Below are 19,766 nucleotides of genomic sequence, written 5' to 3'. Positions count from 1 at the left end.
AGAATTACTCCGAAACCAACAATGAATCTGGTGGTTGATGACCATTGTTATTCAGAACAATGGTACTAGTGAAAACTTTACGGTAACGTCCATCATTAAATTTATATGGGCCTTCATTCAAAACGCCACTTAACGTCACATTTTTGTCGATAACATTTTTCTCGTCTGAAGCAACTGAAAAAGCTATCTGTAAAGTTTGTAGTGATGAAACGTCTGTAAGAGCACTCGATGTTACGTATTGCAGACCATTTGCAGTCAAGACACCATATCTAAATTGTAAGCTTTCAACGTTTTTAATCAGACTAGCACCGTTACATCTCAACTCAGGCAAGCCATCAGCCGTTGCCACTAATTGATATTGGTTTTCCACTATACCGTCCGCAGGTTTATCACCTATACAGTTGGCCTCACCATAATAGCGTACCGTTAAACTATCAGATGGTTGCCCACCCTCTACATCTACATTATCTAATAACTTGTTAAATGGCATTGCCAAGCTATGACCGTCAACCGTTTCGATATCACTATCCACCCAACCGGCTTTTCGTAAATCACTCACGACATAACTCATTGCAAAGCGACCATTATCATGGACATGTGTCATACCGGTATTGAGCCGGTAAGTTTGCTTGCTTGAAACAAAAATCATCACAATCCCGGCAATGATGATCAAGCCAATTAACATGGCCACCATCATTTCTACTAAAGTGAATCCTTTACTATTCTTTTGGCTAATGTTTTTCATACTTATATTTCTCATGGGACAAGCTCCAGTTGCACACATGCATAGTCATCCGACAGGCCCAATTCACTTTGGCAGCGTGTATTTTGTTCATAGGTCCTTTTCCCGCTAACATCTTCACGCTCTGCTCCTTTCCACGCTAAAAATAGTGACATGCGCGATCCATAGCTGCAATTGTCTCCATCACTAACCTCTCTGTCATAACAACTTGCCCCAATAATTCCAGTTGGTATTTTCGTTCCTTGTAAGCTGGAACAAACTTCATAAATATCCTGCTTAGCCAAATCGCTCATGTAGCAATTGGAGTCCGCGCTGCAAGTTGCTTCCGGGACAATCCCTTTCTCAATATCACACCATGTGTGAACAGCATCCACTGCAAAATCTAAGTCACCAACATAAGCATTTACAGTGCCAACATCACTTTTGAGATACTCCGAGTTATTTCTGATTCGGGCAGCAGCATCTTCTAGAATGATAGTTGCCTGCGAGCGTGAGAAAGAATCAAGAGAACTATTTAATGCGCCAATTTGTAAGCCTGCATAGCCTAATAATCCAATACTGACCAAAAGAATAGTGATCAGTACTTCCATTAACGAAAAACCGGTTTGTTTATACATCGAGAACACCACAGCCTTGCTTAATATGGGTTATATGGACTTGCCCGGAAGCAATCATACTTAATTGGCGTCCTTTGCCACTTGCATTACAAAAAGTGAGTCCGTTCTCACCCAGCGGATTTAAATGAGAAGTCATTCCATTCGGATTAAATACAATAGATAACTCATCATGTTCAACAAACATAATAGCTTCCTTCAATTCCGCTTGTGTGAATAATACTTGTTGCTGCTCAATGGTTCTTTCCTGTTGAGAAGTAACACTCAAGACCTGCCAACCATTACTCCAGCTATTGTTAACGGGTTTAACGATTACTTTGGAGTTGGACTCTATAGCGGCTTGACGCGCAAGCTGGAATGAATCAACCAGCCTGACAGCTGTTTGATCTAATAAGTTTGAGGTGAGTAAATTTAATAATAGATGGCAGGCGCTTAATAAAAAGCCCGTCAGAAGCATTAAGCTAATGAAGGTTTCAGCTAAACCAAAACCAGATCGTCTTTCCAACCCTTTTTTACTAGCTGATGACCTATTAGATAATATACTGCTTTTCCAGTGCATAGCCCCCCCAAAATGGTACAAAAACCACCAATTGCTGAGCTATTCTAGAGTAACAAGGATTGTGTACTATCTTTGATGTGTATTAAAATTGTACTGTTTTGTATAAAAAACAACCCGTTCACAGAACGGGTTGGGATTAAAAAAGATTGTCAAATTATCGAGCTATTTTGGCCAGGGATCTGTTCCTTTATAGCGTTTCTGTCCTGATGAATTAATAGATAATGCACCATCACCGGCCATAGAATTTACAGGGGTGGCGGTAATGGTATAACTTGTAGTGTCGGCGACAATTGCCAAGGTATAATATGAAGTGCCGCCATCAACAGGTACTTTCGTTGCAAAAACACTACCCAAGTTTCCATTAAGACCTGCATAAGAAAAATTGGCAGCTTTATAACGTTCGGCTGCTTCAGATGCAGCTAACAATGCTTGCATCGCATCATTACGCTTACCTTTTTTCACCTGTTCTGCATACATAGGCACAGCAATAGCAGCCAAAATCGCAACAATCGCAACAACGATCATCACTTCCATCAAGGTAAAGGCTTTTATTTTACTTCTATTCAAAGCTAACATCCCCCAACATCAATTTTGCTTACAGTGACATTACCAGCCCCTGCAATATTAATAGAGCGTCCTGCGCCACGGTCATCACATAGAGTTAATGTACCCCAGCCACCAAGGTTACTCATAATTCCGCGCGAGGTGAATACGATATTACTACCAGGTGAAGCACTCTCACTCATTGAACTTGGATAAGCATCAATCTCTCGAACAACTTCTTCACCAGTATCAAAGGAACCATTTGCATTTGCATCCACAAACACTTGCCAGCCTTGAGACCAGTTACCGCCATTAGGCTCAATCGCCACCTGCTGACGCGAACCAATCGCCTCATTTCTTGCTGCAGAAACAGAGCTGACAATATCGTTACTGAATCCGACCAGACGATTATTCATTATCATGTTCCTCATGCTTGGAACTGCGATTGCGGCCATAATGGCCACAATCGCTACCGTTGTCATGAGTTCGATGATTGTAAATGCTTTTACTGTTTGCTTACTCATCATCAGGTTTCTTCCGCCAGTTAACACGTATAACTCCATCATAACCCTTGGTCAAGGCTTCAGTAAAGGCGTCATCTATGACCTCGTTACCAACTAGACCAATAAATGCAGCATCATCACCACCTGACGCATTTGCACCTGAGGTATAAAGTAGCTGGAACATTGGAGGGATACCGTCACTAATTAGATTGATAGTTCGATCACTATCACTAAAGAATGAAGTGCCGTCAATCAAGTTTACACCATACAGCTTACCGCTACCTACTACTGGCGAACAAATTACAGCACCGAAGTCATACGTTGGCACATATGAAGTGAATACAATTTTTCCGAATAAAATGCGAGCCTCGGAAATAACTTTTTCACCTTGGTAGTCCTTAGTAGTTGCCGTACCATCAGGATTCGTTGTAGCAACTTGCAACCCTGTCATACGAATATACCAACCCTTACTACCTGTCTCGGCGGGATCAGACGGTTCTTGAGCAGCGACAATATCTGGGCTATTAGTTGGATTAATCAAAGTAGTAACATCCAGCAAATCACCACTTGTTTCACCAGATCTGAAAGTTACCAAATCATATGTTGGTGTATCCTGAAGCACTCCCGTATCCCGCAACATGAAGAAGTTATCTTGTATTGTGGTGTTAAGCGGGTGAGCACGATAACCAGTGCCTACAGCCACCGCCACAAACGAATTACCATTAGGACGAGGTATAAATGCTACGGAAGGAGCATAGAAGAACCTACCCTTGTCTTCCTCATTGATTACACCATGGTTTGCGTCAAAGATTTTGCCGCCACTGATGGTGAATCCATTAGTGTCATCCTCGAAGATATCCAACCTGAATATTTGACCATCCACGTCACTTACGTATAAGTGGTCAACAGTAGTGTCATTATTCAACGAGATGGCACGAACATTAGCTGGTACTGCTGATAGCTCAGAATGCAGGGTTGGAAGCGCGTCTGATAACTTCCATAAGATAGATTGGCTATTGATGTCATAAATATAAACATCATTACCTCTACTTACTGTGCCGTCAAAAGCCGTTCCATCGAAAGCTGTTCCGGTTAAATCATGATCAATTTGACCATCATCATCATGGTCAAATAATTGATCTACAGCGGTATCATAACCACCACCAAAAATGACAACCGTACGGACACCACTTTCCTGGCTAGCATCTTCAATATTGGTCACCAAAGGAGTTGACCATGTTTGGCCCATAGTTTCAAAGCCTGTCGATCCACCCTCAATTTTAAACAGATATCGAGGCTGATTAGGAGTACTTATGTCCAGAACATAGTAACTATTTCCACCACGACGCATGCCAATAAACAGTAAGGCTTTTTCAGCGGTTTCCACTGTCTCTGTATCAGGATTATCGGCTAAGTCGACGCGAGTATTGCCATTAGAGTCAGCATGGGCAATGAAAATCTCGCCATCTAATCCATAGTTATGTAAAAATGAATTACCATCAATGGGAATATCTTTCAGGAAGTTCTTCATCTTCCCTAAGATGTCATAAGGAATGTAACTCCAAAGCTCTCCACCATCATTGATGTCAATAGCATGTAGATACCCTAAGTTGGTGCCCATAAACACAACTGACTTGTCATCTGTTGCATCATCATAATCATTGTATTGCACGACCTTAGGAACACTATGCAGTGGGTCACCCACAAGTCTTTCTGAGCGGGCGACATCTTGAATCACATACTGAGTTTCGGCAACCAGCACGCCATTACTATCATATAGCGGAGTATCAAGCTCAATAGCTACATCGTTACGGCTATAGCCTAAGGTTCTATCCTTAATATCTTGATAAGCCTCGTCTGTTTCAGCATCCATCAGAAAGTCTGACTTAGTCGTGGCATCTTTTACCGAACTCAAGCTTCCATCAATATCCGTATATAAATTTCTTGTCCAGCCTTGATAGACCTGATACTGAGGGAAGTACGGATCTGGAGAACTAACTAAGAAACGGTCAAGCTCTGCTGCAGCTCCTCCTAGCTCCACCTGATTACCATCAGCACCTGTGGACCAGATACTCCTAGAGGTTGTAATTTGGTTGGTATCGGGATCTCTAACTTCGTTAAACAATCCAGTATCAGGATTAACAGCCAGATCGCCGGGGGCATCTACTAAATTACCACCGCTAATTTTGTACTTTTTAAGGTTACCAGGCCAGCGAGCAATGTTATCAGCCTGGAACTGTGCGAAATACAAGTGGTTATCATGATTCAAACGGTTTTGTTGACTCACGGTCACACCTGCTTGCACGAAACTAGTACCTTGCGCAGCAACCTGCTCAATAATATCGCGCAAAATTTGGCACAAACCACCCTCTGCTTCACAAGCAACATTTTCGTTGTAATCAATAGCTTCCTGAGTACCGCCTTCTCTTGCCCAGTTATCTAAGTTAGCAGCATTTCTACCTGTCGCTCCTGGATCAATGGCATAGGTTTGTACATTTAGCACTTCACGCATATAGCGAACAAGATCTGAGTCATCACAATCCCCTCCGCAATAAGATGCAGGAACAAGACTGGCTACATCCCCAGGCCATTCGTTGCCGTTGATTTGTCCTCGTGAAAGAACAACCATGGCGTTGGTGCAGCCAGGATCGTTACTGCCTGCATATCTACCATCTAATATGGCTCTTGCGTGCGTTGCCCTGGTATCATACTTAGGAACGCTTCCCGTAAAATAACGAGCAACTTCAGACATACCTTGAACTGTCGGTGTATTACCCGAAATAGTATCTGCGAGAGTTAATGAATCGACCACTTCCTGGAAGGTGGGACTAGTTGCAGCATTAAATGCAATAGTAGGATAAACAACAGAAGCCTCAGGCCCTGCGTTACCCTGCCCTTTACCAATAAGAGTCAAGCCCAAGTCTACCTTCTCATTGACTGAAGGATCATTGGCTAATGTATTTAAAGCTGACTTCAATTGATCAAGTAACCCCCCACCGTTCATCGCAGAGGAATAATCCAAGCCAATCATAATTTTTGGCTTGGGTAGGGCTAACGAATTCCCATCAAGGAAATACACTTCCGTATCATCAGCCTGTGCCGACGTAAACGCAAAAGGCGAAGCTACGTAAAGTCCAAGTAGCGCACCTTTAAGCAATTGCGATATAAACTTTTTCATAGCAACACCTTATAGAGTTAATTCTAAATCTTTACCAGCTGTAAAGCAGCCACCTACTTTGGTGACCCAGCTTTGAACAGCAACATTGGTTTTTTCAGCAACAGTAGCATCACCAGTAATCTTCCAGGCATTACAACCGATGCTGGGCGACACACCTAACTCGAAATTAGGGCAGGTACCGCAGCCCAGATATTCCACTCGTGAATATGCGATGACATTTGCGTAACCTTCGAATGCTGTCGAACAACTTGTACCATCAGCAACTGGAGTCAGTACACCACTAGAACCTAAGCAATAATCTTGCCCAACGGCTGTTTCTGAAGTATCTGTACCATATAAAGCGTTATTGGCAATTTCATCCCAATATATCGTCGCGCTTACAGCACTTTCAGCCACGTGAAACGCTTCATTTTCGAGGTAAACATTGGTAGATGATTTCTGTTGAATCACCGAGTCAGACATGCTGGCTACACCAAGTACTGTCAGTATTAATAAGAATATGAGCACCATTGCTAGTGTCACACCCTGATTTTTAGATAACTGTTTTCTCATAACTTTTTCCATCACATTATGTGGTAATTACGAATTCTGGTTTGTTTGGAACTGAAATAGTTGTCGAAAAAATCTTTCGTGCTTTTTTATCAGTAACATCATAAGTATCTGCATGCCCCATGACACTGTAACTTTGTGCGCTATTGTCTGGGCGAATATTATTACTCGATGACAAGATCAGCATAACTTTTACAGCAGCGATAGATTCTCGTTCACTCGCTGCAATCTGATCTGCTCTAACAAACTTATTCGGCACTGTATCCCCATCGGTATCAACACCGTATAAAAAATGAAGCGCATCAACATTACTGATCAGAGGTTGCGGAGTACCAGCAACGCCTTCACACATCAACTGCCCACTATCTACATAATAGCGATTCTCAACGATGCCTCCGCTGGCATTACCTAAGCAGTCTGTTGGAGCCTCGTAGCGAATCTTTATCGAATCACTGGCCGCCGCACTACCGCCGTCGGCTGTCCCACTCGCAAAATCAAATGCTGGTGAAGTGTAAAAGCCGTAACCTTTTTCTTCGACATTTGCCCAACCCGCATATTGAATATCATTGGTCAGGTAATACATCGCAAAACGGCCACTTTCCTGCATTGCAGCAATACTGGACTGAGTTTCATTGGAGCGTTTCATACCAATAAATAGATAAGTTAAACCACCCAATAAAATAAGACCTAGAACAATAGCCACCATATACTCAATTAAGGTAAATGCCTGCTGTTTATTTCTTAGGGAGTTCATCATGTTATTCTTCATCATTCTGTCGCTCCTTTAAGGCATGATGTCAATGACAGTACAGTCATAATCATCACCAGGTGCCAGTGCATTACACCGTGTATTTCTAATGATAGCTTGTTGCTGTCCGACGTCCTCACGCAAAGCGCCCGTTTGCCAATAAGAAAAGATGCTTAAAGTCGAACCTGGCGAGCAAACATCGACATCCCCAGAGTCTCTATCTGCACAAGACACATAAACCTCTCCATTTATTAATGGATTGTTTTCAACGGTAGCCGCCGCCGATCCATCGAAACCGCTCAAGGTGGCACACACTTTCCACACATCAAACTCAGCTTGTTGCTCATTAGTACAATTGGAACCAGCCCCACCACAAGCCTGTGGTGGCTCGGTTGTGCAGCTGTTATATAAAGCATTCGTTAAATAGGCATTACCGACATTGGCAGAACCATCACCTTGATTGATGTACTTGCGATTTCCACGCATTGACGCAGCCAAGTCCTGGCCAATCAAGGTTGCCTGGGTACGCGCCAATCCTTCCTGGTTCGAATTGATTGATGCGAGCTGTAAAGAAAGGAAGCCGAGCAAACCAATTGCAATGATAATCATTGCAATCAAGACTTCCATTAAACTGAAACCCTGCTGTTTAGAGAAAGCAGGCTTCACTTTGGGGTATCCGGATGTTTTGAGTTTTTGCTTTAACATTAATCTGGTCCAAAATAATTTTTTCACCAGTATGTTATACGAAAATACAGGGGCAAGAGCACGAACTAATAGACAAACGGTAAGATCTAGCCGATAAACGGTAAATTTATCGGCTCAAAGACAGGAAAATGATAATAATCAGAGAGTTAAGAAGCTACTTCCTAACTACTCGGCTCTTGCTCAACTCTCAGTTCCGCCGGAAGGACAAATACGATATTCTCTTCTACGCCATCGAATTCGAGTGCAGTGGAGCCGCCTTGAGACTCAAGATAACGGATGACATCCTGTACCAGAATCTCAGGTGCCGAAGCCCCGGCAGTTACGCCGACTCTTTTGACGTCAGCCAACCACTCTGGATTGATCTCCTTAGCATTATTAATCAAATAAGAGCGGCAGCCTTGATTTTCAGCTAATTCTTGCAAGCGGCTGGAGTTGGAACTGTTTTGCGCACCAACCACTAAAATCAGATCACATTCAGCGGCCAATTGTTTCACTGCATCCTGCCTGTTTTGCGTGGCATAGCAGATATCGTCCTTTTTGGGGCCTTGGATATTAGGGAATTTATCTTTCAGGGCATTTACCAGTCGCTGAGTATCATCAACCGATAAAGTGGTTTGAGTCACATAGAAAAATGCATCTGGGTTTTTAACTTGGAGTTCTGCCACATCCTGCTCATCTTCAACCAGGTAGATACCAGCCTCTGAGTTGTCGTATTGTCCCATAGTACCTTCGACCTCTGGATGACCTTTATGGCCAATCAAAACACACTCTTCGTTGCGACGGCTATGGCGCGCGACTTCCATATGAACCTTGGTCACTAAGGGGCAAGTGGCGTCAAATACCTTCAAATTACGTTCTTTGGCTTCATGGCGAACCTGTTGCGACACCCCATGCGCACTGAAAATCAAGGTGGCATTTTCGGGCACATCATTCAAATCTTCGATAAAAACAGCGCCTTTTTCACGCAAGCCATCCACCACAAATTTATTATGGACAACTTCGTGTTTGACATAAATCGGTGCACCGAAGATCTCAATCGCACGATTAACGATTTCAATCGCGCGGTCTACACCGGCACAAAAGCCACGAGGATTAGCTAAAACAATATCCATCATTTATTCCTGGTGTCGAATATCGACAACTTCAATTTCTACAATAATATCCTGGTCGGCTAACGGATGATTGAAATCCACCTTAACCGAATGGCCTTTCACTTCACGAACCATACCAGGAATGGCGCCACCACCCATTTGTTCAAAGGCAATAATGGAACCCTCTTCCAACTTTAAATCCACCGGAAACTGGTTAATATCCATAAAGTGAACATTATCCGGGGTGGCTGGCCCAAAAAATTCCGAGCCATGAATGTCAAGCTTACAGGTTTCACCCTTTTCAGCGCCAATCAGTTTGGACTCTACTTTATCAGTCAAACTACCATCGCCAAAAATAAACCACACCGGTTTACCATCTACCCGCGTGCTATCCGCTGCTGAGCCATCCTTAAGCAAAATATTAAAATGCACTAAAGCCTTTGAATTTGCTTCAATTTTCATTGATTTTTCTCGTCTTTTTTTGCTTTGGATTTTTCCTCTGGATTAACGAATGAGTCAATCAACAAAAGTCCAACGCCTATCAGGATCACGCTATCAGCAATATTAAAAGTTGGCCAATGGTAACCGTCTATGGATACATACCAGTCAATAAAATCAATCACATAACCGTAAGCCATGCGGTCAATTAAATTACCAAAAGCGCCACTCAGGATCAGTGCCATGCCAACATTTGGTAATTTCTTCGTAGATTCAGTACTCCACATCCAGAACAACAATAGTAAACTGATACCAACTGCGACTGCAGTAAAGAACCAACGTTGCCAGCCTCCGGCATCACCAAGGAAACTAAACGCAGCGCCGTAATTGTAAGCAAGGTTTAAATTAAAATGCGGCATCACCTCGATGATGGGCCCACCATGAACTGGAGCCAATGCCGAATTAGCCCAAATTTTGGTTACCTGATCGATAATCAATAAAACCAGGGTCAACCACAACCACACCAAGCCTGACTGTTTAAATGGCAATCTTTTCATAATCGTTAATGGCCCTAAGCGTAATGACGAATTTCGCCATTACCGGCGACGTTTTCAACGCAACGAACACAGATGGTCGGGTGCTCAGGGTTCTCACCTACATCATGACGATGGTGCCAACAACGCTCGCACTTCTCTGCTTCAGATTTGGTAATGCTCAACTGCAAGCCTTTCATTTCTGTTGCTTCACCGCCCTCACCTTTTTCAAGACGAGCTTGTGAAGTAATAAAAACGAAGCGTAATTCATCTTCTAGCTTAGACAGAACGGCATACAGTTCATCATTCGCATAGAGCGTCACTTCGGCAGCTAATGAACCACCAATAGCGCCGTCTTTACGCTTATTTTCTAACGCACGGTTCACTTCATCTTTAACTTGTGAAATGAGCGCCCAGTCAGCTTGAGTAATCTTAGCCTGCTCCATCGGGAATAAGCCTTGGTACCACTCAGCAATAAACACATTGGACTCGCGCTTACCTTCAGCTGGCTCGGGTAATAGAGGCCAGATTTCGTTGGCAGTGAAGCTCAATACTGGTGCCATCCAACGCACTAACCCTTCGATGATATGGTACAGAGCGGTTTGGCAAGAGCGCTGCGCACGCGAACCTGTTTTGGCGGTGTATTGACGATCCTTTATGATGTCCAGATAGAAACTGCCCATATCAATTGAACAGAAGTGATGAATTTTCTGTGCGACTAACCAGAAGTTATAGTCATCGTAAGCCTTAATGATTTCCTGTTGCGCCTGATAAGCACAATCCACTGCCCAACGATCCAGCGGCAATAGATCGTCTTTAGCAACCAAGTCAGTAGCAGGATTAAAACCTTCAAGATTTGACAATAAAAAGCGCGAGGTATTACGCAAACGACGATAAGTATCACCGGTACGTTTCAAAATTTCATCGGAAACCGCCATCTCACCGCGATAGTCCGCAGAGGATACCCATAGACGCAACACGTCTGCACCAAGCTTGTTGATAACATCATTCGGTGCCATCACATTGCCTTTGGATTTTGACATTTTCTCACCTTTACCATCAACCACGAAGCCGTGCGTCAAACAGTGCTTATAAGGCGCATGACCATACATGCCGGTTGCAGTGAGTAGCGAAGACTGGAACCAGCCACGATGCTGATCCGAACCTTCTAAATATAAATCTGCTGGCTGGCGCAAATAATCACGCGCCTCAAGCACACAATAGTGCGTCACGCCAGAGTCAAACCAGACGTCCAAAGTGTCATCAATTTTTTCGTACTTATCGGCATCGACGAACTCAGAAGCATCTAAGTCATACCAGGCCTGAATACCTTTTTCTTCGATATAAAGCGAAACTTTTTCCATTAAGTCAGCCGAATCTGGGTGCGGTTCGCCAGTCTGCTTATCAATGAACAGACACAAAGGTACGCCCCAGGTACGCTGGCGTGAAATACACCAGTCAGGACGTGTGCCCACCATACTTTCGATGCGAGCTTCGCCCCACTCCGGAACCCACTTCACTTTTTTGATTTCGTCCATGGCCTGCGCCTGCAAACCATTCTGGCTCATGGAAATAAACCATTGTGGCGTAGCACGATAAATTAATGGCGTTTTCGTACGCCAGCAATGTGGATAGCTATGACGTAGTTTGTCTTGATGCAACAGGCTGCCTTTTTCTATCAGATGGTCAACAACCGGTTGATCAACTTTATAAACATGCTGACCGGCAAACACAGGTGTTTCGTCGGAGAAGACACCGTTAGCCATCACATAGTTTAATAAGCCAATGTCGTACTTTTTTCCCACCACAAAGTCATCGGGACCATGATCAGGAGCAGTATGTACAAGTCCAGTACCAGCATCAGTGGTGACGTGATCACCGATAATAACGGGCACTTTTTTGTCGTAGAAAGGATGGTTAAGCTCCAGCTTTTCAAGCCTGGAACCTTGGGTCGAAGCCAAAACTGAATAATCTTCAATTTCAGCTTCTTTCATCACGCTCTCAACCAACTCATTGGCCAGAACAAAGCGCTGCTTTTTACCTTCGCGCTCGACCTGTACTAATACATACTCCAAATCTTCGTGGACAGTAACAGCCTGACTCGAAGGTAGTGTCCAAGGTGTTGTGGTCCAGATCACAACAGATACTTCGCCTTCACCCTGTTCACCGGAAAAATCAAACGCCTGTAAAAATTTCTGTTCGTCGCTGACTGGGTAATTCACATAAATCGAGAACGAGGTTTTATCCTGATACTCAACTTCAGCTTCAGCTAAAGATGAACCACCGACCACACTCCAATAAACAGGTTTTTCACCTTTAAACAGGTGCCCATTTCGAACCAATTTAGATAAGGCACGAACAATATTGGCTTCAAATTTAAAGTCCATGGTCAAATAAGGATTATCCCACTCACCCAAGACACCAAGGCGGATGAAGTCGTTCCTTTGGCCATCAACCTGCTTAGCCGCATAGTCACGACATTTTTGGCGAAACTCGGCATGCGATACTTTTGCGCCTGCCTTGCCGACTTTCTTCTCGACATTATTTTCAATCGGCAAACCATGACAGTCCCAGCCCGGAACATAAGGGCTGTCAAAACCGCTCAAGGTTTTACTCTTAATGACGATATCTTTAAGAATTTTATTAACAGAGTGACCAATATGAATATTGCCATTCGCATACGGAGGACCATCGTGCAAAATAAATTGCTCACGGCCAGCACGCGCCTTACGAATTTCGCCGTAAAGATCGTTCTTGCTCCATTCGGCCAACATTTTTGGCTCTCGCTGTGGCAAATTTCCACGCATTTCAAAGCGTGTTTTCGGTAGGTTTAATGTGTCTTTATAATCGCTCATTTAAGCTACTACTCTGTTTTATGTAATGTGAAATTAAATTAATACTGTGTTAATAAGATTAAAGCTGATTGTTAAAAAGCATTCTCGCTTTTTCAATATCTCGGTTAATTTGTTCAATCAACTCATCTTTACCACTGAACTTCTGTTCGTCACGAATTTTCGTGATTGGTTCAATGGTTAGGTGCTGTCCGTAAACATCACCATTAAAATCTAACAAATGCACTTCTAAGCGTTCTTCGCGTTCATTCAACGTCGGCTTCTTACCAACATTAGCAACGCCATTCATGACCTTGCCGCCGACACCCAAGACCTTAACCGCGTAAACGCCCTGCAACGGACTTTTAACTCGCTTTAAGGCAATGTTTGCAGTTGGAATACCAATGGTTCGCCCTTGTTTATCGCCATGCGCCACTCGCCCACGGAATCGATAAGGACGGCCTAGCAACTTTTCAGCTCGTGCAAAATCACTGTTCGCAATAGCCTGTCGCACTAGACTACTGCTAATACGTACATCACCATCGTCAATCTCTTGCACAACCGTCTGATTTGCTTCAACCGGGAAATGACCAGCCTGCTTCAATAATGCAAAGTCACCCTGTCGCTGATAGCCAAACTTAAAGTCATCGCCAATAAACAAGTGCTTAACCTGCAAGGTTTCTACCAACACGCGACGAATAAAGTCCGGAGCGCTGAGTTCAGCCAGCTCTAGATTAAAGCGCAAGCACAACACGTAATCCACACCCATGTCTTTCAATGCAAGCAGCTTATCGGTCAGCTTAAACAAACGCGCTGGTGCAGCATCGGGGCGGAAAAACTCTTGCGGGTGCGGCTCAAAAACAATAACGACACTTGGCACGGATAAAGCTTTAGCCTTGACCGTCAAACGCTGGATGATCGCCTGATGGCCCAAGTGGACACCATCAAAGTTACCAATGGTCGCCACGCTCCCCTGTGCAAACAGGCTTGAGGGACAACTGTATAAACCACGAAATAAGCGCATGAACGCAATGTTCTCCAGGCGATAGGCAATAATGGCAAATACCGAGCCAATCAAAGCGGGCAATTATAGCGGACTATGGGTCAGGAATTAACCACCTTTCAATAAATTAGCTAATTTTCATGGGAATTGAATCCAGCCCGAGAAACTGCCAAGATATGAGTATCCCATAAAATGATACAACAACTCGGTAACCTCATGAAAAATCAACTAAAAATCACCAGTATGATGGCATCAGGGCTCTTGCTGACCAGCTGTGCCTGCTTTTTCTCGCCAGATTATGACTTAACCGATGAAGAACTGGCCTTCTTTGATAACCTTGCCCGCATGTGTGGCAGCCAGTTTGTTGGTGAGTCAACTTATCCTGATGACCCCAACCATGACTTTGCTGGCAAAAAACTGGTTGCCACCATTGATGGGTGTGGTCCACGTTACGTATCGCTCCCATTCCACGTAGGCGATGACAAGTCCAGAACCTGGCTCATCTACAAAACTGACAATGGCTTAAGGCTGCGTCACGACCATCGTCACGAAGATGGTACGCCTGATGAACAAACCCTATATGGCGGCTATTCAGCACCTTATAAAGGCGAGCAACCAACTCAATACAAACAGTTTTTCCACGCCGATGACTATACCTTTGAGATGATTCCAGAAGCGAAAAGTAACGTCTGGATGCTGGAATACAATCCCGAAACTCAGGAGCTAACCTATTATCTGGAGCGTCATCAACAGCCACGATATAAAACAGTGTTAAAGCTGGTTGAAGAGAAATAGTTTAAATTCAAGTGCGCTCTCTTCACTTAGAAAGTAGCTGATATAGGTCGAGTTAGAAGCTTGCTTCGTAACCCAACAAGTTGGTTTGATGGGTTACGACTTTGTCTAACCCACCCTATAATTATCCTGTCCAATTATTTAGATATTAGGAAATTTTTTTCTGCCGAGATCACTATGAAAAATAATCAACCTATCCTAAAATCCTTGCGCCTTAACCCTAAGATGACTAATAGAACCGCGTAGGACACTATAGTTGCAGTAATAATGAAACTGATCATGCCTATGGCTTCCATTCGTGACCAGGCCTGCCACTGCTCAACGCTAAAGTCTGTATACCAAAGCCCCAGCAACAATAAACCACTGGCCAGAACCAGCTTACCAATCCATAGCTTACTTTCTCGAGAGAGTTTCAAGTGATTGCCTTTGCTTAAGAAGTGATACAACAAGATGGCGTTGACGAAAGCTGAAACACTGGTTGCTGCAGCTAAGCCCACATGGCCAAAAGGTTTAAATAAGGCTAGATTCAAGACAATATTAGTGACCACCGCCACAACCGCAATTTTGACAGGGGTTTTAGTATCCTGACGTGAATAGAAACCTGTTAAAAAAACTTTAACCATCATAAAGGCGATCAACCCCGAAGAATAAGCCTGCAAACTCTGCCCGGCTTTAAATGAATCGTACTCAGTAAAAGCACCGTGCTGGAATACGGTAATCATAATCGGTTCAGCCAGCCAAAACAGACCAATGGCCGCTGGAATGCCAATCATAAGCACCATCCGCAAACCCCAGTCCAAAGTCCCTGAATAATGCTCCATATCCTTCTTCGAGAAGAACTTGGATAAGGTGGGCAGTAGCACTGTCGCAATGGCTATGCCGAAAATACCCAAAGGAAACTCCAGTAAACGATCAGAGTAATATAACCAGGAAATACTGCCTTCAACCAATAACGAAGCAATTTGAGTATCGATTAGCAGGTTTATTTGACTGACCGAGGCGCCAAAAATAACAGGGATCATGAGCTTGATAATGCGCTGTACCGCAGTGTCTTTCCAGGCCCATTGTGGTTTAGGCAAATAACCTGCTTTCCACAAAAATGGAAAATGCAAAAACAACTGCAGAGCGCCAGCGATAAATATGGCCCAGGCCAGAGCTACTGTTGGCTCTTCCATGGTCGGGGCATAGACTATCGCAGCTGCAATAATCGAAAGATTGAGCAGAATCGGTGCAAAAGCAGGTACGGCGAACTTATTCAGCGTATTCAGCACTGAGCTGTACATGGCCACTAACGAGATAAAGAAGATATAAGGGAACGTAATCTTCAACAAGTCACTGGCCAGGTTAAACTTTTCCGGTTCATCCAGAAAACCGATACCGAAGATAGCGATAACACCTTGTGAACCCAGCACACCAACAATGGTAACGATGGCCAAGACACCACCCAAGGTACCCGAAACCTTACTTAACAGCTGCACCGTTTCTTTTTGGCTTCGATTGGAATAATACTCGGAAAATACTGGTACAAAGGCTGTAGCAAAAGCGCCCTCACCAAACAACCGGCGTAAAAAGTTGGGGATTTTTTGCGCCACCAGAAACACATCCGCCTGGAATGAAGCGCCTAAAAGGTTTGCCAGAACCACATCACGCACTAAACCCATAACGCGCGAAATCATGGTCCAAAAACTGACGATGGTACTTGATTTTAGTAAGCCACCCATCGATTCCCCTAATCTGTTGTTTGTTGTAGAAATTGGCGCAAGTTTAAGTGATAATTAGACCTGCGACCAGACAATCGCTTTAAAAGCCTCCAAATTGCCAGAATTCTGCCGTTTTTGGTGGTTTTTACTTGATAAGGACGTGCAAAGACGGTATATTTCGCGACCTTAAATTTTGAATTAACTATTACGTTGTTAGGAGTTCACCTTGGCTAACATTAAATCTGCCAAAAAACGTGCTCGTCAAGCTGAAGCTCGTCGCCAGCACAACGCTAGCCGCCGCTCTATGTTGCGCAGCTACATTAAAAAAGTTGTTTATGCTATTGATGCAGGCAACAAAACTGACGCGCAAGCTGCTTTCGAGCGTGCTATCCCTGTGATTGATAAAGCCGCCAACAAAGGCATTATCCACAAAAATAAAGCTGCTCGTCATAAGAGCCGCCTTACCGCACGTATCCAGGCTCTATAATTGCCCGGGTGTTGCTAGAACTGGTTATTTAAGTTAATACAACAACCAGTAGCTAGACAGTAAGAATTATAAAAGCTGCTTCTCTCTTGAGTCGCAGCTTTTTTTGTTGCTTTATAAACAGTCTGCCAAACAATAACCAATTCCATTAATGGCTCACAAGCCCTTGTTTTTATTTGGCATTATCCACTATTTGCTTTTCCAGAATAGTAATTGCCGCCTTCAATTGCTTTAAGTCCTCATCGGCTGCCCCCTCTAACAAATGCTCGATTCTATCTAACCTCTTGCGCCGCGTTTCTTCCAATAACTGCTGACTTTTACGGGTTGGTGCAACATAGACAACTCTTTGATCAGTCTTTGAGCGGGACTTAATCACATAGCCCTGCTTATCAAGACTCTTTACGGTTCGAGTGATTGCCGGTGCTGATACCTGCTCCATATCAGCTAGACTATTTATGGTCTGTGGTCCTACGTAGACTAGAATTGACAGCAACGAGAGCCTTTCAGGAGTTAAACCGCTTTCCTGATCATGCTTTTTGGCATTTCTGAGCAAATGAACAGCTACACCATGCAACTTTTCAGCTATTTCCGTATAATTACTTTTCGAGTCAGACATTTGGCTTGCCATGGTTAAATATTAACATTCGTTAAATATATTAGCCTTAATATGTGTTTGCAAGAAATTGCTTAAAACAGATAGCAACCTTATCAAAAGCTAAAGCTACCGCACTCAGTCACAAATGTGGCTTATTTTTTGCCACTTATTGCTATGCTAAGTATAGTTTTAAAATCAGCGACACAAAAAAATTCCCAATAGAGGTTTTATATGAAAAGGATCTGTCTTGTACTCACCGGTACCCTGTTCGTCCTTTCAGCACACATATCTGAAGCAAAAAGTGATATAAAAATGGGGCCCATTCTTGAAGGTTATGGACCAACTTCAGCCATTGAGGATAGCGATATCCAATTACCCGAAGGCTTTGTTTATAAGGCTCTGTTTGATATCAACGCAACCAACGATAAGCCCGACCAATACAGCCGAAAAATAGAGTCGGTTGCCCGCTTCTTAAACATGCATGCCAGAAATGGCGTCAAACCTGAAAATATGAAGTTAGCGGTGGTAGTGCATGGCGCTGCGGTCAAAGACATCTTAACCGATGAAGCTTATGCCAAGCGGCATGGCTATAAAAATCCAAATACCGATCTGGTTCACCAATTAGCTGAAAATGGTGTTGAGTTCTACGTTTGCGGTCAGTCAGCTACGTTTTATGGGGTTAAAAAGACTGAGCTATCACCTGACGTGAAGTTGGCATTATCAGCCATGACCATGGCAGTATTGTTGCAGGAAGACGATTACCAGTTAATTCCGTTTTAAATAAAAAGCGAGCACACGGCTCGCTTTTTAATATTTCTAGATTAATATTACTATAGTTGAAGAAACACTAGGGCTTATCTTTTTCGTGCTCTACTGACTCATCAGCTTCGTCTGAAGTTTCATCAGTTTCTGAACCTTCACCCTCAAGCTCTTCTTCATCAGTCAATTCTTGATCAGAAAGCTCTTCATCCAGGCCCTCATCACTCTCTGCGTCATCTTCTTCGTCCCACTCGTCATCAAGGTCATCCCAGACTTCCTGTGGCACTTCATCAATCGCACCTGGCTCAGGCCAGTTAAATGACTGAGCTTGGGTTTCTGCTTCATACTCACGCATTTTAGGATGCTCAATCAGATAATCCATAATGTCATTGCAAATTTTTCGAGTACCTTCTTTCTGGATGGCAGACATACGATAAACCGGACCATCCCACTCCAGGCGTTCGAGCATATCAGCAATTTTTGCCTCAACCTCTTCTTCCGATAGCAAGTCGGTCTTATTGAACACTAACCAGACAGGCTTATCTTTTAAGGAGATGTCCTTACTTTCACTATACTTATACAGCTCATTCATGATCCCGTTAAAGTTCTTAACCGGATCGGATTCATCAAATGGCAACAAATCGACAATATGCAATAAGATTCGAGTACGCGCAAGGTGGCGCAGGAATCGAATACCAAGACCGGCACCTTCGGCCGCGCCTTCAATCACACCAGGGATATCAGCAACCACAAAGCTCGACTCGGTATCCACTCGAACCACACCCAGGTTAGGCACCAGGGTTGTGAACGGATAGTCAGCGACTTTAGGTTTAGCTGATGAAACAGCTCGAATGAAGGTTGATTTACCGGCATTAGGCAAACCCAGTAGCCCCACATCGGCTAATACTTTAAGCTCAAGGCGCAGTTCGCGGAACTCACCCGGAGTGCCATGAGTAGCTTTACGGGGAGCTCGGTTTATTGAGCTTTTGAAACGCGTATTTCCAAGACCATGGAAGCCGCCTTTAGCGACCAAAACAGCCTGGCCATCACGAACCAGGTCACCGACAACCTCACCGGTCTCTTTGTCAGTAATTTGCGTTCCAACCGGGGCTTTTAAGTAAAGCTCTTCACCTTTACTGCCGGTTTTATTACGTCCTTGTCCGTTCTCACCTCGTGTCGCCTGATAAAAACGCACAAAGCGATAATCAACCAAGGTATTAAGCTCAGCATCAGCAACAATATAGACGTTACCGCCGTTGCCACCGTCGCCGCCATCAGGGCCGCCACGTGCAACGTATTTCTCACGACGAAAACTGACAATGCCGTTACCGCCATCACCCGCTTTCACCTTTATGGATACTTCATCAACAAATTTCATTGCGCTATTCTGCCACTGTTA

At 43.8% G+C, this 19,766-nt stretch carries 20 protein-coding genes; 3 read left to right on the top strand and 17 right to left on the bottom strand.

Annotated features, from left to right (window positions below):
- Nucleotides 1-4: 4 nt before the first annotated feature.
- The 14 genes from ACYTXU_RS03565 to ribF all read right to left on the bottom strand — a co-directional run bounded on the left by ACYTXU_RS03565 (nt 5) and on the right by ribF (nt 14,058).
- Entirely contained in the window at nt 5-745 is a 741-nt protein-coding gene (locus ACYTXU_RS03565; RefSeq protein ID WP_462208417.1) for a PilW family protein, read from the bottom strand.
- A gap of 11 nt (nt 746-756) precedes the next feature.
- Nucleotides 757-1,359 carry a type IV pilus modification protein PilV gene (pilV, locus tag ACYTXU_RS03560; RefSeq protein ID WP_462208415.1) on the bottom strand — a complete coding sequence of 201 codons (603 nt, stop codon included), beginning with the start codon at nt 1,357-1,359 and terminating at the stop codon, nt 757-759.
- Complete coding sequence (locus ACYTXU_RS03555) at nt 1,352-1,915, bottom strand: GspH/FimT family protein (protein ID WP_462208414.1); 564 nt, start codon at nt 1,913-1,915, stop codon at nt 1,352-1,354. Before ACYTXU_RS03555 ends, pilV (ACYTXU_RS03560) begins: the two co-directional genes overlap by 8 nt.
- Before the next feature lie 162 nt (nt 1,916-2,077).
- Entirely contained in the window at nt 2,078-2,491 is a 414-nt protein-coding gene (locus ACYTXU_RS03550) for a type IV pilin protein (RefSeq protein WP_462208412.1), read from the bottom strand.
- A complete protein-coding gene (locus ACYTXU_RS03545) occupies nt 2,485-2,985 on the bottom strand; it encodes a GspH/FimT family pseudopilin (RefSeq protein WP_462208410.1) in 501 nt (166 codons plus the stop codon). The genes ACYTXU_RS03550 and ACYTXU_RS03545 overlap by 7 nt, the downstream gene beginning before the upstream one ends.
- Nucleotides 2,975-6,139, bottom strand: a complete 3,165-nt coding sequence (locus ACYTXU_RS03540) for a pilus assembly protein (RefSeq protein WP_462208408.1) — start codon at nt 6,137-6,139, stop codon at nt 2,975-2,977. Before ACYTXU_RS03540 ends, ACYTXU_RS03545 begins: the two co-directional genes overlap by 11 nt.
- Nucleotides 6,140-6,148: 9 nt before the next feature.
- Nucleotides 6,149-6,691: a pilus assembly PilX family protein gene (locus ACYTXU_RS03535; protein ID WP_462208407.1), complete on the bottom strand. Its 543-nt coding sequence runs from the start codon at nt 6,689-6,691 to the stop codon at nt 6,149-6,151.
- Between the two features lie 16 nt (nt 6,692-6,707).
- Nucleotides 6,708-7,460, bottom strand: a complete 753-nt coding sequence (locus ACYTXU_RS03530; RefSeq protein WP_462208405.1) for a PilW family protein — start codon at nt 7,458-7,460, stop codon at nt 6,708-6,710.
- Nucleotides 7,461-7,472: 12 nt separating this feature from the next.
- Nucleotides 7,473-8,141 (bottom strand): type IV pilus modification protein PilV, encoded by a 669-nt coding sequence (gene pilV, locus ACYTXU_RS03525; RefSeq protein ID WP_462208403.1) that lies wholly within the window; start codon nt 8,139-8,141, stop codon nt 7,473-7,475.
- Between the two features lie 161 nt (nt 8,142-8,302).
- Nucleotides 8,303-9,253, bottom strand: coding sequence for a 4-hydroxy-3-methylbut-2-enyl diphosphate reductase (gene ispH / locus ACYTXU_RS03520; protein WP_462209353.1), 951 nt, complete (start codon nt 9,251-9,253; stop codon nt 8,303-8,305).
- A 3-nt stretch (nt 9,254-9,256) separates the two neighbouring features.
- On the bottom strand, nt 9,257-9,694 hold the full coding sequence (fkpB, locus tag ACYTXU_RS03515) for an FKBP-type peptidyl-prolyl cis-trans isomerase (protein ID WP_462208401.1): 438 nt from the start codon (nt 9,692-9,694) through the stop codon (nt 9,257-9,259).
- Complete coding sequence (lspA, locus tag ACYTXU_RS03510) at nt 9,691-10,227, bottom strand: signal peptidase II (protein ID WP_462208399.1); 537 nt, start codon at nt 10,225-10,227, stop codon at nt 9,691-9,693. Before lspA ends, fkpB begins: the two co-directional genes overlap by 4 nt.
- 14 nt (nt 10,228-10,241) lie before the next feature.
- On the bottom strand, nt 10,242-13,058 hold the full coding sequence (gene ileS, locus ACYTXU_RS03505; protein ID WP_462208398.1) for an isoleucine--tRNA ligase: 2,817 nt from the start codon (nt 13,056-13,058) through the stop codon (nt 10,242-10,244).
- A gap of 58 nt (nt 13,059-13,116) precedes the next feature.
- On the bottom strand, nt 13,117-14,058 hold the full coding sequence (ribF, locus tag ACYTXU_RS03500; protein WP_462209351.1) for a bifunctional riboflavin kinase/FAD synthetase: 942 nt from the start codon (nt 14,056-14,058) through the stop codon (nt 13,117-13,119).
- Between the two features lie 195 nt (nt 14,059-14,253).
- Between ribF and ACYTXU_RS03495 the strand changes: the two genes are divergently transcribed.
- Nucleotides 14,254-14,832 carry a hypothetical protein gene (locus ACYTXU_RS03495; protein ID WP_462208396.1) on the top strand — a complete coding sequence of 193 codons (579 nt, stop codon included), beginning with the start codon at nt 14,254-14,256 and terminating at the stop codon, nt 14,830-14,832.
- A 185-nt stretch (nt 14,833-15,017) separates the two neighbouring features.
- Here ACYTXU_RS03495 and murJ read toward each other — a convergent pair whose 3' ends face one another.
- Nucleotides 15,018-16,550, bottom strand: a complete 1,533-nt coding sequence (gene murJ / locus ACYTXU_RS03490; protein WP_462208394.1) for a murein biosynthesis integral membrane protein MurJ — start codon at nt 16,548-16,550, stop codon at nt 15,018-15,020.
- Between the two features lie 205 nt (nt 16,551-16,755).
- On the opposite strand from murJ, the gene rpsT reads away from it, so the two are divergent.
- Nucleotides 16,756-17,016, top strand: coding sequence for a 30S ribosomal protein S20 (rpsT, locus tag ACYTXU_RS03485; RefSeq protein WP_015780686.1), 261 nt, complete (start codon nt 16,756-16,758; stop codon nt 17,014-17,016).
- A 169-nt stretch (nt 17,017-17,185) separates the two neighbouring features.
- On the opposite strand, the gene ACYTXU_RS03480 is transcribed toward rpsT, so the two are convergent.
- Entirely contained in the window at nt 17,186-17,629 is a 444-nt protein-coding gene (locus ACYTXU_RS03480) for a MarR family winged helix-turn-helix transcriptional regulator (RefSeq protein ID WP_462208393.1), read from the bottom strand.
- A gap of 210 nt (nt 17,630-17,839) precedes the next feature.
- On the opposite strand from ACYTXU_RS03480, the gene ACYTXU_RS03475 reads away from it, so the two are divergent.
- A complete protein-coding gene (locus tag ACYTXU_RS03475) occupies nt 17,840-18,388 on the top strand; it encodes a DsrE family protein (RefSeq protein ID WP_462208391.1) in 549 nt (182 codons plus the stop codon).
- A 67-nt stretch (nt 18,389-18,455) separates the two neighbouring features.
- Here ACYTXU_RS03475 and cgtA read toward each other — a convergent pair whose 3' ends face one another.
- Nucleotides 18,456-19,745 carry an Obg family GTPase CgtA gene (gene cgtA, locus ACYTXU_RS03470; protein WP_462208389.1) on the bottom strand — a complete coding sequence of 430 codons (1,290 nt, stop codon included), beginning with the start codon at nt 19,743-19,745 and terminating at the stop codon, nt 18,456-18,458.
- Nucleotides 19,746-19,766: the final 21 nt, after the last annotated feature.

The organism is Kangiella sp. M94, from assembly GCF_054926195.1.
The sequence above is the reverse complement of the archived record's forward strand: the minus strand, read 5'-3'. Positions and strand labels throughout refer to the sequence as shown.